This is a genomic window from Variovorax paradoxus (assembly GCF_029919115.1).
GTDB lineage: Bacteria > Pseudomonadota > Gammaproteobacteria > Burkholderiales > Burkholderiaceae_C > Variovorax > Variovorax paradoxus_O.
In genome coordinates, this window is the sequence record NZ_CP123990.1 from 39,452 (window position 1) to 52,123 (window position 12,672).

14 protein-coding genes are annotated in these 12,672 nt (G+C 64.7%); 8 read left to right on the forward strand and 6 right to left on the reverse strand.

Going from position 1 to position 12,672, the window contains the following annotated elements; genetic code table 11:
• Positions 1-5 precede the first annotated feature (5 nt).
• The 3 genes from QHG62_RS00125 to QHG62_RS00135 form a co-directional block, all read right to left on the reverse strand.
• Positions 6-467, reverse strand: coding sequence for a carboxymuconolactone decarboxylase family protein (locus tag QHG62_RS00125; RefSeq protein ID WP_281148797.1), 462 nt, complete (start codon positions 465-467; stop codon positions 6-8).
• 84 nt (positions 468-551) lie between these two features.
• The gene (locus QHG62_RS00130) at positions 552-1,433 is read right to left on the reverse strand and encodes an RNA polymerase sigma-70 factor (RefSeq protein WP_281148798.1); all 882 of its coding nucleotides are present in this window, start codon (positions 1,431-1,433) and stop codon (positions 552-554) included.
• A 57-nt stretch (positions 1,434-1,490) separates the two neighbouring features.
• Positions 1,491-2,348: a ferritin-like domain-containing protein gene (locus tag QHG62_RS00135; RefSeq protein ID WP_258502981.1), complete on the reverse strand. Its 858-nt coding sequence runs from the start codon at positions 2,346-2,348 to the stop codon at positions 1,491-1,493.
• Between the two features lie 128 nt (positions 2,349-2,476).
• On the opposite strand from QHG62_RS00135, the gene QHG62_RS00140 reads away from it, so the two are divergent.
• Positions 2,477-3,118, forward strand: a complete 642-nt coding sequence (locus tag QHG62_RS00140; protein ID WP_281151839.1) for a glutathione peroxidase — start codon at positions 2,477-2,479, stop codon at positions 3,116-3,118.
• 326 nt (positions 3,119-3,444) lie between these two features.
• Here QHG62_RS00140 and QHG62_RS00145 read toward each other — a convergent pair whose 3' ends face one another.
• Positions 3,445-4,056, reverse strand: a complete 612-nt coding sequence (locus QHG62_RS00145; protein ID WP_281148799.1) for a glutathione S-transferase N-terminal domain-containing protein — start codon at positions 4,054-4,056, stop codon at positions 3,445-3,447.
• Positions 4,057-4,175: 119 nt separating this feature from the next.
• Between QHG62_RS00145 and purB the strand changes: the two genes are divergently transcribed.
• The 4 genes from purB (at position 4,176) to QHG62_RS00165 (ending at position 9,665) form a co-directional block, all read left to right on the forward strand.
• Complete coding sequence (gene purB / locus QHG62_RS00150; RefSeq protein ID WP_281148800.1) at positions 4,176-5,555, forward strand: adenylosuccinate lyase; 1,380 nt, start codon at positions 4,176-4,178, stop codon at positions 5,553-5,555.
• 150 nt (positions 5,556-5,705) lie between these two features.
• Positions 5,706-6,851 carry a PepSY-associated TM helix domain-containing protein gene (locus QHG62_RS00155; protein WP_281148801.1) on the forward strand — a complete coding sequence of 382 codons (1,146 nt, stop codon included), beginning with the start codon at positions 5,706-5,708 and terminating at the stop codon, positions 6,849-6,851.
• A 47-nt stretch (positions 6,852-6,898) separates the two neighbouring features.
• A complete protein-coding gene (locus QHG62_RS00160; RefSeq protein WP_281148802.1) occupies positions 6,899-9,070 on the forward strand; it encodes a TonB-dependent receptor family protein in 2,172 nt (723 codons plus the stop codon).
• A gap of 34 nt (positions 9,071-9,104) precedes the next feature.
• Positions 9,105-9,665 (forward strand): YaeQ family protein, encoded by a 561-nt coding sequence (locus QHG62_RS00165; RefSeq protein WP_281148803.1) that lies wholly within the window; start codon positions 9,105-9,107, stop codon positions 9,663-9,665.
• Between the two features lie 13 nt (positions 9,666-9,678).
• On the opposite strand, the gene QHG62_RS00170 is transcribed toward QHG62_RS00165, so the two are convergent.
• On the reverse strand, positions 9,679-9,984 hold the full coding sequence (locus tag QHG62_RS00170) for a putative signal transducing protein (RefSeq protein WP_281148804.1): 306 nt from the start codon (positions 9,982-9,984) through the stop codon (positions 9,679-9,681).
• A gap of 13 nt (positions 9,985-9,997) precedes the next feature.
• The gene (locus QHG62_RS00175; RefSeq protein WP_281148805.1) at positions 9,998-10,465 is read right to left on the reverse strand and encodes a DUF3717 domain-containing protein; all 468 of its coding nucleotides are present in this window, start codon (positions 10,463-10,465) and stop codon (positions 9,998-10,000) included.
• A gap of 463 nt (positions 10,466-10,928) precedes the next feature.
• Between QHG62_RS00175 and QHG62_RS00180 the strand changes: the two genes are divergently transcribed.
• From QHG62_RS00180 to QHG62_RS00190, 3 genes are all read left to right on the forward strand, one after another.
• Positions 10,929-11,672 carry a TerC family protein gene (locus QHG62_RS00180; RefSeq protein ID WP_281148806.1) on the forward strand — a complete coding sequence of 248 codons (744 nt, stop codon included), beginning with the start codon at positions 10,929-10,931 and terminating at the stop codon, positions 11,670-11,672.
• 81 nt (positions 11,673-11,753) lie between these two features.
• Positions 11,754-12,218 carry a hypothetical protein gene (locus tag QHG62_RS00185; RefSeq protein ID WP_281148807.1) on the forward strand — a complete coding sequence of 155 codons (465 nt, stop codon included), beginning with the start codon at positions 11,754-11,756 and terminating at the stop codon, positions 12,216-12,218.
• 96 nt (positions 12,219-12,314) lie between these two features.
• On the forward strand, positions 12,315-12,668 hold the full coding sequence (locus tag QHG62_RS00190; RefSeq protein WP_281148808.1) for a phage holin family protein: 354 nt from the start codon (positions 12,315-12,317) through the stop codon (positions 12,666-12,668).
• Positions 12,669-12,672: the final 4 nt, after the last annotated feature.

Sequence of the window (12,672 nt, forward strand, 5' to 3'; positions counted from 1 at the left end):
AAAAATCAGTCCAGCGCCTTGACGGCGACGGGCATGCGCATGCCGACGTTGATGCGGTTCCAGGTATTGATCTGCGCGACGGCCACAGTGAGTTCGGCAATCTCGACATCGCTGAACTGCGCCTTCAGGGCTGCGAACTCGGCTTCGCGCTCGTCGTGATGATCGGCCAGCCGCGTGAGCGATTCGGCCCAGGCCAGTGCCGCGCGTTCGCGCTCGTTGAAGAAGCTCACTTCCCGCCAGGTGGCCAGGCTGTTGATGCGCTGCCATCCTTCGCCCTGCTTGCGCAGGTCGCGCACGTGCATGTCGAGACAGTAGGCACAGCCGTTGATCTGCGAGACGCGCGCGAACACCAGATCGAGCACGGTCTTGCCGGCAGTGCTCGAATCGATGCTGGCGCTGACGGCCAGGATGGCTTCGAAGGTCTTGGGGATGGTCTTGAACCAGTTCAGGCGGGGAGTCGTATTCATGGTGTTCCAGTGGGTCGGGGTTGAAAATCTGCTTCCTACCCACTGAAGACGGGCGACCGCCCGGCCCTGTGACAGCCGCGCGAGCTATTTCGAAGAAAAAAGCTGCGCGATGCGGGCCAGCTTGTCGGGGTTGCGCTGTGCACGGATGCGCACGATGCGGTCGCCCTCGATCTCGAAGGTCTGCGCCGACTCGAGTTGCCCATCGAAAAAGCGCAACAGCCCCGGCTCGCCGTTGATGTCCACCAGTTCCATGCGCACTGCGGCGCCCATGCGCCGCCAGAGCGCAAAGTAAAGCTGCGCCAGCCGCTGGCTGCCGCGCAGGACCTTGCTGAAGGACTGCACCTTGCCGCCGCCATCGCCGATGAGTTCGACGTCTTCGGCCATCAGGGCCTTCAGCTCTTGCAGGCTGCCGCGTGCGGCGGCGTCGGCAAAGGCGCGAAGCAAGCGCTCATGGGTTTCGCGCGACACCTGGAAGCGCGGGCGCGCCTCCTGCACCTGCGCCTTGGCGCGGTGCACCAGTTGCCGGCAGGCGGCTTCGCTCTTGCCGAGGGTGCGGGCCACTTCTTCGTAGTCGGCGTCGAACACCTCGCGCAGCAAAAAGGCGGCGCGCGCCTCGGGCGCGAGGCGCTCCAGCACGGCAAGGAAAGCCACCGATACGTTGTCGGCCCGTTCGAGCACCTGCTCCGGCGTGGCGGGGGCATCGGTCAGCGTGGGCTCGGGCATCCAGGCGCCGATGTAGTGCTCGCGCTGAACCTTGGCGGCGCGCAGCCGGTCGATGGAAAGACGCGTGACCACGGTGACCAGCCAGGCTTCGGCGCTGTCGAAACTGGCCTTGTCGGCCTCGTGCCAGCGCAGCCAGGCGTCCTGCACCACCTCTTCGGCCTCGGCGACGGTGCCGAGCATGCGGTAGGCAATGCCTTGAAGGCGGCGGCGGTGGCTGTCGAAAGTGAGGGTGGCGTCGTCCATGGTCACAAGACGGGCGGCCGGCCTGGTTTGTGACAGGCCCTTTCGCGGGGCGCCTCTCTAGGCGCCCTGGTATTCGGCCTTGGGCCCGAGGTTGGCCGAGACTTCCTTGCGGTAGCGGTTGAGCTCCTGCACGGTCTTGAAGCTGCGGTTCATGAGCAGGCTCAGGTTGTGCAGGATGCGCTCGCCCACCTTGCCCTCCCAGACGGCGTCGAACTTGATCTGCTTGTCGAGCCAGTGCTCGAGCCAGTCCGGGTCGGGCATGCGGCTCTGGATGGTGTCGTTGGGGAACAGCGCCTTGTTGACGTGCAGGTTGGTGGGGTGCAGCGCCTGCGCGGTGCGGCGCGCGCTGGCCATGAGCACGCCAACCTTGGTGAACGCGGCGCGGGCTTCGTCGCCGAACTTTTCGAGGGCGCGCTTCATGTAGCGCAGGTAGGCGCCGCCGTGGCGGGCTTCGTCCTGGCTCAGCGTGGTGTAGATGTGCTTGATGACCGGCTCGGTGTGCCACTGGGCCGCCCGGCGGTACCAGTGGTTGAGGCGGATTTCACCGCAGAAGTGCAGCATGAGGGTTTCGAGCGGCGGCGCCGGGTCGAAGTCGAAACGCACCTCGTGCAGTTCCTGCTCGGTGGGCGCATGCTGGGGGCTGAAGCGCTTGAGGTACTCCATGAGCACCAGCGAGTGCTTCTGCTCCTCGAAGAACCAGATCGACATGAAAGCCGAAAAGTCGCTATCGTGGCGGTTGTCGCGCAAGAACATTTCGGTGGCCGGCAGCGCCGCCCACTCGGTAATGGCGTTCATCTTGATGGTTTGCGCCTGCTCTTCGGACAGCAGTGAAGCATCGAACGACTGCCAGGGAATGTCCTTGTCCATGTCCCAGCGGACAGATTCGAGTTGTCTGAAGAGTTCCGGATAAAGCATCAAAATCTTTCTAAGGCCGCTGATTTTAGTCGGCCCGCTTGGCGCGCTCGTGACAGACACGCCATGATGCGGCCATGCGCCCCTTGACGCCACGGATGCACACTCCCTTTTTTGTACCAGGAGCCCCTATGCAAACCCCCACCCGATCGCCCGCGCCGAGGCGTTGCGCACAGGCCGCGGCGCTGGCGGCATGCCTCTTTGCCATAGGTACGGCAGGTGCCCAGGCCCCCTCTGCCGGTACGCCTTCTGCCCCGGTAGCCGCCCCGGCCGACGGTGCCGCTGCCGGCGCCTGCCCGGCCACGCTACAACACACCTTCCCGCGGCTGCAGGACGAAAAACCCCAGTCTTTGTGCCAGTACTCCGGCAAAGTGGTACTGGTGGTCAACACCGCGAGCTTCTGCGGCTTTACCCCGCAATACAAGGGGCTTGAGGCACTCGACAGCAAATATCGCTCGCGCGGATTGGTCGTGCTGGGCTTTCCTTCTAACGATTTTTCGCAGGAGTCGGGTTCCAACAAGGAGATTGCCGACTTTTGTGAAAGCACATTCGGCGTGAAGTTTCCGATGTTTGCGAAATCCTCGGTGCGCGGCCCCAACGCCAACCCGCTTTTCAAGCAGCTGGCGCTGGCTTCCGGCACCACGCCGAAGTGGAATTTCTACAAGTACCTGATCGGCCGCGACGGCAAGGTGGTGCAGGCGTGGTCGAGTATGACCGCACCGGACGAAGCCGCCTTCGTGAAGGTGGTGGAAAGCCAGTTGGCAGCAAACTGACCGGGGGGCCGGCAAACGGCCATTCTCCTCGCGGGCTCTGTAGTACGCGTGAACTGATCGTCACAAACGTTTACCACTGAACCGGGAACCGCGCTGGCACACTGTCCTCATAAAGACGTGGACAGCAAATGTCCTCCGGTTTTCATGTTGCGAGGTCTTCCGGGCGTTTCTCGTCTGGTCGAAATCCCGAGGTGATTCTTCTCCTCCTCCCTCCCTCCCTCCTTCGCGTCGGGGCGCCTCGCAGCATTTTTGTATTTCCCGGCAAACGGGCGGGGCGCAGCAACCAGGCGCCCTGAAATTGAAAAAGGCGCCCAAGGCGCCTTTTTTCATGGTTGAGTGTCGATGAAGCTGGGCCGCAGCATCAGCTTGTCGTACAACTTTCCGAGATTCGGATGATCGCCGCGCCAGTCGATTTCGGGAAAGCGAAACCCCACCCAGCCCAGCGCACAGCCCACCGCGATGTCCGACAGGCTCAGGTGAATGCCGCTGCAAAAAGGCTTGTCGCCCAGGCCTTTGGCCATGGCGGCAATGCCGCCCTCGACCTTGGCGCGCTGGCGCTCGATCCAGGTGGCGCTGCGCTCGCCGTCGCCGCGGCCGCTCCAGGTGGCTTCCAGGCGCCAGAGCACGCCGGCGTCCATGACGCCATCGGCCAGCGCTTCCCAGGTCTTGACCTCGGCGCGCTCGCGCCCCTGCTGCGGAATGAGCTTGCCCACGGGGGACAGCGTGTCCAGGTATTCGACGATCACGCGCGAATCGAACATCGCCTCGCCGCCTTCCATGATGAGGCAAGGCACCTTCCCGAGCGGGTTGGAGTGGGCGATGGTGGTGTCGGCGGACCAGACATCTTCGATCACGAACTGGTAGTCGAGCCGTTTCTCGGCCAGCACCACGCGCACCTTGCGCACATAGGGGCTGGCGGCCGATCCGATCAGTTTCATGAAGGCTCTCTCCCTTTGCTTTGATAACGATTGTTCGCGCCTATTTTAGGGGAACGCTGAAAAAGGCAGCTTCGATGTGTCACGAACGGGTGCCCGCGCAGGCCGCCTAAAATTCGGGCATGAGCTTCTCCACCGTTTCCGCCCTCTCCCCACTGGACGGCCGCTATGCGGCCAAACTCGCGGCATTGCGCCCGCTGATGAGCGAACAGGGCTACATGCACCGGCGCGTGCAGGTCGAGGTGGCGTGGTTCATTGCGCTGTCCGACTGCGGCTTCGCTGAATTCAAGCCACTCACGGGCGGCGCCCGCAAGTACCTGCTGGGCCTGGTCGCCCATTTCTCGGAGGCCGACGCACTGGCCATCAAGGAAATCGAAAAAACCACCAACCACGACGTGAAGGCGGTCGAATACTGGATCAAGTCCAAGTTCGAAGCCCGGCCGGAACTGCTGGCCGCCGCCGAGTTCGTGCACTTTGCCTGCACCAGCGAAGACATCAACAACACCAGCCATGCGCTGCAGATCCAGGCCGCCCGCGAGAAAGTGGTGCTGCCGGCCATCGACGGGCTGATTGCCAAGCTGCGCGAAATGGCGCACCAGTTTGCCGGCGTGTCGATGCTGTCGCGCACGCACGGCCAGACCGCGAGCCCCACCACCGTGGGCAAGGAAATCGCGAATGTGGCGGTGCGCCTGTCGAAGGCCCGCGCGCAGATTGCCGCGGTGCAGCTGCTCGGCAAGATGAACGGCGCCGTGGGCAACTACAACGCCCACCTCGCGGCCTGGCCCGATTTCGACTGGGAGGCGTTCAGCCGCAAGGTCATCGAAACCCCCGCCCCGCTGGGCCTGGGCCTGAGCTTCCAGCCCTACAGCATCCAGATCGAGCCGCACGACTACATGGCCGAGCTGTTCGACGCCGTGGCGCGCGCCAACACCATCCTGATCGACTTCTCGCGCGACATCTGGGGCTACGTGAGCCTGGGCTACTTCAAGCAGCGCCTGAAGAAGGGCGAAATCGGCTCTTCGACGATGCCGCACAAGGTCAACCCGATCGATTTTGAAAATGCCGAAGGCAACCTGGGCCTGGCCAACGCAGTGCTGCGCCACCTGAGCGAGAAGCTGCCGATCAGCCGCTGGCAGCGCGACCTGACCGACAGCACCGTGCTGCGCAACATCGGCGTGGCGTTCGGCTACGCCACGCTGGCTCATGCGAGCCTGGCCACGGGCCTGGGCAAGCTGGAACTCAACGAAGAAGCGCTGGCCGAAGACCTCGACGCCTCGTGGGAAGTGCTGGCCGAGCCCATCCAGACGGTGATGCGCCGCTACGGCGTGCAGGGCGCCTACGAGCAACTGAAGGAAGTGACGCGCGGCAAGACGGTCACCGCCGAAGCGCTGCACGGCCTGATCCGCTCGCTCGAGATTCCCGAGGCCGAAAAAGAGCGGCTCCTGGCCATGACGCCTGCGAGCTACGTGGGCAAGGCTGCGGAGCTCGCCAGTAGAATCTGAGGCTTCCCGCACCGATGCACCAGCCGCCCGAGGGCGGCTGTTCGCTTCGCGTTTTCGCTTTTCGCTTCTTGCCGAAATTTCCAGCCAACGCACCGTGAGCGGCGCGCCAGCCAACAACCGTGACGGGGCTCCTCGAAGTCCCTGTTGTTCATGCGCGCCCCACTGAGACGCCTCTGGCTCAAGATTCACCGCTGGATCGGCCTCTCGCTCGGCCCGATACTGGCCCTCACGGCGCTGCTCGGCGCCATGCTGGTGGTGGCCCTGCCTATCGACCGCCACGCGCATCCCGAACTTTTCGTCGCGCGAAGCACGGCTGATGCGGCAACAGGAACGGCCACCCCTGTCTTACCGCTCGAACCGTTGCGCCAACGCATCCTCGCGGAGTTCGGGCCCAACACCAACCTCACGCTGCGGCCGCCGCGCAGCCCCGGCGAGACGCTCTGGGTGCTGGTTCGCGGTCCGTGGGAGGGCACGCTCTATGTCGACCCCGCAACCGGCGCGGAGCAGGGCCGGCGCGGGTCGCATGAAGGCGCCTACAACGTGCTCTTCGAGCTGCACAGCAGCCTGCTGCTCGAAGACACGGGCAAAGGCATCCTGGCTTTCGTGGCGCTGGCCTATCTGTTTCTGCTGGTCACGGGTGTGGTGCTCTGGTGGCCCACGCGCTGGCCGCCTTCGCTGCGCATCGTGCTGAACCGCGGGCTGCTGCGCGGCCTGTTCGATCTGCACCGGACCGGCGGCGCGGTGCTTGGGCTGCTGATTGCGGTGTCGGTATTCACCGGCGCCTACATGGCTTGGCGGCCGCTCGGCAACTTTATTTCCGCCGCGGTCGGGCAACAGCAGGTCAAGCCGCCTGTGATGCCGAAGGGCGCGGCCAAAGGCCCCCGGCTTTCGCTCGACGAACTCGTCGCCCGCGCCCAACAGGTGTTTCCGGGCCAGCCGATCGGCTACGTGCAGGTGCCGGGCAAGCCGGACCGGCCGATGCGCGTGCGCTTTCGGCTGCCCGACGATCCCCATCCGAACGGCATCGGCTCGGTGTGGCTGCATCCGCTCACGGGCGAGGTGCTGGCGGTGCGCCGCTGGCAAGACCTGGACGCCGGCAACGGCGCGGTGGTGGTGATTTATCCGCTGCACACAGGCGTGCTCGGCGGGCCTGTGCACCAGGCGCTCACCGTGCTGATCGGCCTTGCGCTCGGCGGCCTTGGCTTGAGCGGTGTCTGGCTGTGGTGGCGGCGCCGCGCGGTGGCCGCAGCGGCTCGCCAGGGCGCACTTTCGGGCAGCAGCCGCACGACGTCCTGAGCGGTACGCGCCGGGCCTTTCGATTTCTTGATATCCGAGGAGAAACCTTGTTCAAACAAAAGAAGTGCGCCGCGCTGGTCGTGGCGCTGTTTCCGATCAGCTTCCAGAGCTTTGCGGCCGATGCAGAGCCCGCCGATGCCGCATCCGGCGCGAAAACGCTCGAGGCGGTCACCGTTACCGGCGACTGGCTCGGCTCGCCCAGCGAGACCAAGGTGCTCGAGCATCCGGGTGCGCGCAGCATCATCGAACGCAGGCAGATCCAGGAGAGCGGATCGAGCAGCGTGCGCGACGTGCTGCGCCAGGTGCCCGGCGTGCAGGTGCAGGAGAGCAACGGCACGGGCGGCAGCGACATTTCGCTGAACGTGGGCGTGCGCGGGCTCACCTCGCGGCTGTCGCCCCGCTCCACCATCCTGCTGGACGGCGTGCCGCTGGCCTATGCCCCTTACGGCCAGCCGCAGCTCTCGCTGGCGCCCCTGTCGCTTGGCAGCCTGGAAGCGGTCGACGTGGTGCGCGGCGCGGGATCGGTGCGCTACGGTCCCCAGAACGTGGGCGGCATCATCAACTTTGTGACGCGGGCAATTCCGAAGCAGTTTGCGGGCGAAGTGGGCGTGGGTGTTGAAAGCGCCAGCCACGGCGGCGGCGTAAAGACCACGCCCACGTTGTTCATGGGCGGCACCAACGAGAACGGCCTCGGGCTTGCGCTGCTGTATTCGGGCACGCACGGCGACGGCTTTCGCCAGAGCAACGACCACGCCAGCATCGACGACCTGATGCTGAAGGGCGCGTACCGCATTTCGAAGACGGACGACATCGCCGTTTCGCTGCATCACTTCGAGGGCAAGGGCCGCATGCCTGGCGGCCTGACAACAGCGCAATTTGCCGTCAACCCGCTCCAGTCGGACCGCCCTTTCGACGAGTTTTCGGGGCGCCGGACCGACGGGTCGATCAAGTACACGCACAACGACGGCGTGAACAAGTTCGAGATGCTGACCTACTACACGGACTCGTACCGCAGCAGCTACCTCGAGCAGGAGGGCACCGGCGCCAACACCGGCCGGCGCCGCCTCACCACGGCTCCGCGCGACTACAAGACATTTGCGATCGAACCCCGCTACTCGCGCCTCATCGATTCGGGCAGCGTGGTGCAGGAAGTGAGCGTGGGCGTGCGCTACCTGAAGGAAGAAGCCTCCGAGATCGCAACGCGCAGCACCTACTACACGCCCACTCCCGGCTACAACGCCTACACGCGCGCGCAACCGGCCTACCAGACCAGCAAGGGCGGCACGACCGCACATGCGTTCTACATCGACGACCGCATCGACTTCGGCAACTGGACGATCACGCCCGGCGTGCGCTACGAGTCGATCCGCTCGCACAACGATGTCTTCACCGTGGCAAACAACCGGGTGACCGGCGCGATCTATCCGAAGATCGATTCGAACGAGGTGCTGCCGACGCTGTCGGTGCTCTACCGCATGAGCGAGCGCTGGTCGGTGTTTGCGAACGCGGGTGTCTCTTTCGGGCCGCAGCAGTACGCACAGCTTGCGCAGTCGACCACCGGCCTGCACCCGGAAAAAGCGAAAACCTACGAGATCGGCACGCACTACAAGGGCGAGGCCTGGAGCGGCGAGCTGACGCTGTTCAACATCAATTTCGACAAGGAACTGCAGCTGGCCCGCTCCATCACCGGCGACGTCGGCCAATGGACGGACCTGGGCGCCACGCGGCACCGCGGCCTGGAGTCGGCCCTGCGCTACGACATGGGCAGCCTGAGCGATTCGCTCAAGGGCCTGTCGCTGTCGGCCACCTACACGTACACGCAGGCCACCTCCAAGGCCGGCGCCTTTGCCGGCCGCGACCTGCCGTTCTACTCGCGCCAGGTGGCCACGCTCGGTGCACGCTACGAGCGCGGACCGTGGACCTTCAACGCCGACGTGTACGCGCAATCGAAGCAGCGTTCGCCGGGCTCGCCCGACGACGGCGCAAACTACGTCACGCTCGAAGATTCGACCGGCCGCCTCGGCAACATTCCGGGCTACGCCACCATGAACCTGCGCGCAGGCTACGACTTCGGCCCGTCGATGAGCAACCTGAAGCTGGCCGTCGGCATCAAGAACCTGTTCGACCGGCGCTACTACAACCGCTCGGTCGACAACAACGGCGGCAAGTACGTGGGCCAGCCGCGCACGCTGTACATGCAGGCCTCGGTGGCGTTCTGACGAACCCCATGGGGGCGCATACACTCGCGCACCCATGGCCCTCAAATCCACCATCTTCAAGGCCGCCCTCGCGGTGGCCGACATCGACCACGGCTACTACGCCGACCATGCGCTGACCCTGGCGCGCCATCCGAGCGAGACCGACGAACGGATGATGATCCGGCTCGTGGCGCTCGCGCTCAACGCCTACAAGCTTCAGGAGGTGTGCCAAGGGGACGGCACCCTGGCTTTCGGCGCCGGGTTGTCGAACGTGGACGAGCCCGATGTGTGGCTGCGCGATTTCACGGGCGAGACCAAGCTGTGGATCGAAGTCGGCCAGCCCGAGGACAAGCCCATCATCAAGGCCTGCGGCAAGTCGGACGAGGTGATCGTCTATTGCTTCAACCATGCGGCCGAGATCTGGTGGCGTGGCATCGAAAGCAAGCTCACGCGGCCGCAGAACCTGTCTGTCTACCGGGTGCCGACAGAGGCCTCGCAGGCGCTTGCAGCGCTCGCGCAACGCAGCATGCAGCTGCAAGCGACCATCCAGGAAAACACGCTGACGCTGGGCGACGGCACGAACAGCATCGACGTCGAATTGCTGCGCTGGAAGTAACGCCTTAAAGACTTCAGGCGGCTGGCATCATCGCACCGCAGTGCCAGCACTGCTCGAAGGCGCCTTCGATGCGCTCGCCGCAGGCGCACTGCCAGTTGCGCTGCGGCCGGTGCTGCGCCGCATGCAGCACTTGCTGCGCCCGTTCGAACTGGGCTTCGTCATCAATCCAGATTTCGGGCAGGCACTGGTCGGGTGGCAGCTGCCCCATCACGGCGCCGAGAAATTCACGCTGCACCGTTGCCTCGACGCCCTCCTCTCGCAAGGCATGTACCCACAAGGTCGCGATCGCAAGGTTGGGCGCTTGGGCGAGGCGGCGCATGCGGTGGCCTTTGTCAGGGCGTGTCGTCGGGGCCGAGCGGCTCGGCGGGGTCTTCGTCCGGCCACTGCGGCGGCTCGGCCTCTCGCGCCCGCTCGGCGTACTTGTTGAAACGCCAGGCCGAGTCTTCCATGGTGATGCGGCGCCACGTCACGCGCTTTTCAGCCGGGGACATGGCAGGCCAGTGCTGCACCTCGTCGAAGCTGCGGCCGCAGCCCTTGCATTGGTCGTCGCCCTGGCTGGTGGAGCAGATGGCAATGCAGGGCGTGTCGGGCGTGCTGTGGTACCAGTCGAGCCAGGCGGCCCAGGCTTTTTCAGGGAAGCCCTTCTCGTCGACCTCGTCTTCGTGGTGGAACACCATGAGCGCATAAACCTCGGCGAGCGCGCGCAATTCGGGCGCCAGCGTGATGCCGTCGGGCGAGGGGCTCTTCTCGCGCCAATGATTGATGGCGGCCTCGATGTCTGTGATGTGAATGGCGGCCATGGAAGAGAAAAAACAGCGAGCGGCGATCATAGTCCGGCAATGCCCTACCAAGGCCGAAGGTTATAGACGCTCCCAAATGAATAGCGCCAAGGCAAGCGCTGACGGTTCTTCCAGAAGCCTTCCGCTTGAAGGCCTAAAACTTTCGGGTTGCCAGAACAAGGGCCTCGATGCTCTAATCCCGCCTACGAAGGGGAGTAGCTCCCGACCGCCATCCAACGGCGGAAATCGACAGGTCGTCAATACGAAGCACAACACTTCCGGCCTGTCGGGCAACGCGTGCCTGCGGGCGCGCTGTGTCGAGCAAGACCTTCGATTTGAACCTGCGCAGGTTTGGTCGAAGCGTTCCTGAATCTCCGGTCTTCACCCCGGTCTTCGTCATCGCTTCGAACATTCCAGTGCGGGATGAATCGAAACGAACGGATGCGCCAGGCTGTCGAATGGCGCGTGAAGACAAGAGGAATCTATGGAACAGTTCATGGCCCCGGAATTCTGGGTCGCGGTCGGTCAGATCATCATGATCGACATCCTGCTCGGTGGCGACAACGCCGTCGTCATTGCCCTGGCTTGCCGCAAGCTGCCGCCCGCTCAACGCACCAAAGGCATTCTTTGGGGCACGGCCGGCGCCATCATCTTGCGCGTGATCCTGATCTTCTTTGCGCTCACACTGCTGGCCATTCCGTTCCTCAAGCTGGTCGGCGCCGCGCTGCTGGTGTGGATCGGCGTCAAGCTGCTGGCACCCGACCATGACGACGCGCACGGCAACATCCAGGGCAGCGACAAGCTGTGGGCCGCCGTGAAGACCGTGATCGTGGCCGACCTGGTCATGAGCGTGGACAACGTGATTGCCATTGCAGGCGCCGCGCAGGGTGCCGGCCAGGGCCACCAGATGCCGCTCGTGATCTTCGGCCTCCTGGTGAGCATTCCGATCATCGTCTGGGGCAGCCAGCTGGTCATCAAGCTGATGGACCGCTTCCCGGTCATCATCACGGTCGGCGGCATGCTGCTCGGCTGGATTGCCGGCACCATGGCGGTGTCCGACCCCGCGCTGTCGAACACCGCAGCCTGGACGTGGGTGCCGAAGGTGCCGCAGAGCGACACGGTCAGGTATGCAGCCGGCATCGCCGGTGCGCTGCTGGTGCTGGTCATCGGCAAGCTGGTGGCCATGCGCCGCCCGAAGGCGGCAGAACAAGCCGCCACGACAAGCTGACCGCCCAACGCCGCTATCGGAGAAAATGCTCTTCCTCTATGGAACAGCCTCTGCCACTCTAACTACTTGAAGGAGCGCCTCATGGAAAAGATCATTCTCTATGTCGACGACGCCGGTTATGCCGCCGAGCAGTTCGCAGAACTCGCACCGGACGCCGGCAGCGTCGTGGCGCGCCATTGGGTACTGGTGGCCTGCGCTCCGCGCATGACGCACCGCATCAGCAAATGGGTGAGCCACAGCGCGCGCGAAAACTGGCGTGCCAAGTGGTTCAGCAAGGTGCAGGCGCAGTTGCTGCCCATGCTCGAGCGCAATGGCGGGCAGGTGACGGCGGTGCTTGCCAAGGGTCCGCTGGCCGAACTGACGCAGCAGCTCAAGCGCGAGCATTCGGCCACCCATGTGGTCGATGCGCGCCGGCCGAAGATCGGTGTCGACCTTGAGCCGGTCACGCCCGAACAGACGCCCCCGCGCCAGTCGGGCTGGGCTTTTCCCGGCGCGGTGATGGGCATGGGTGCGCTGCTGGTGCTCGCGAACGAATTGGCAGAGTAGCCGCGCAGCCGGCGCTTCGGCGCTCCCCTGACGAGCCCCGGTGCGGCAACGCCCCGGGGCTCGTCGTTTTGCGACTGCTGGGGTATCCTGCGGCGCATGCGCATCATCATCAAATGGCTGCTCAGCGCTGTCGCGCTGCTGGCGGTCGCTTATCTGTACAGCGGCGTCCAGGTCAACAGCTTCGGCTCCGCACTGATCGCCGCAGCGGTCATCGGCCTGCTCAACATGATCGTGAGGCCGGTGCTCGTGGTGCTGACGCTGCCGGTCACCATCGTCACGCTGGGGCTTTTCCTCTTCGTGATCAACGCACTGCTGTTCTGGGCCGCCTCGGGCCTGCTCGCGGGTTTTCAGGTCAGCGGCTTTCTGGCGGCGCTGATCGGCTCGCTGATCTATTCGCTGTTGGGCCTGGTCATCGAAGCGGCGCTGGGCGGGCTTCTTTCGAAGCGCTGAGCGA

Coding starts and splice junctions, on each gene's coding strand:
- QHG62_RS00125 (WP_281148797.1), bottom strand. CDS start 467: ATGAATACGACTCCCCGCCTGAACTGGTTCAAGACCATCCCCAAGACC.
- QHG62_RS00130 (WP_281148798.1), bottom strand. CDS start 1,433: ATGGACGACGCCACCCTCACTTTCGACAGCCACCGCCGCCGCCTTCAA.
- QHG62_RS00135 (WP_258502981.1), bottom strand. CDS start 2,348: ATGCTTTATCCGGAACTCTTCAGACAACTCGAATCTGTCCGCTGGGAC.
- QHG62_RS00140 (WP_281151839.1), top strand. CDS start 2,477: ATGCAAACCCCCACCCGATCGCCCGCGCCGAGGCGTTGCGCACAGGCC.
- QHG62_RS00145 (WP_281148799.1), bottom strand. CDS start 4,056: ATGAAACTGATCGGATCGGCCGCCAGCCCCTATGTGCGCAAGGTGCGC.
- purB (WP_281148800.1), top strand. CDS start 4,176: ATGAGCTTCTCCACCGTTTCCGCCCTCTCCCCACTGGACGGCCGCTAT.
- QHG62_RS00155 (WP_281148801.1), top strand. CDS start 5,706: ATGCGCGCCCCACTGAGACGCCTCTGGCTCAAGATTCACCGCTGGATC.
- QHG62_RS00165 (WP_281148803.1), top strand. CDS start 9,105: ATGGCCCTCAAATCCACCATCTTCAAGGCCGCCCTCGCGGTGGCCGAC.
- QHG62_RS00170 (WP_281148804.1), bottom strand. CDS start 9,984: ATGCGCCGCCTCGCCCAAGCGCCCAACCTTGCGATCGCGACCTTGTGG.
- QHG62_RS00175 (WP_281148805.1), bottom strand. CDS start 10,465: ATGGCCGCCATTCACATCACAGACATCGAGGCCGCCATCAATCATTGG.
- QHG62_RS00180 (WP_281148806.1), top strand. CDS start 10,929: ATGGAACAGTTCATGGCCCCGGAATTCTGGGTCGCGGTCGGTCAGATC.
- QHG62_RS00185 (WP_281148807.1), top strand. CDS start 11,754: ATGGAAAAGATCATTCTCTATGTCGACGACGCCGGTTATGCCGCCGAG.
- QHG62_RS00190 (WP_281148808.1), top strand. CDS start 12,315: ATGCGCATCATCATCAAATGGCTGCTCAGCGCTGTCGCGCTGCTGGCG.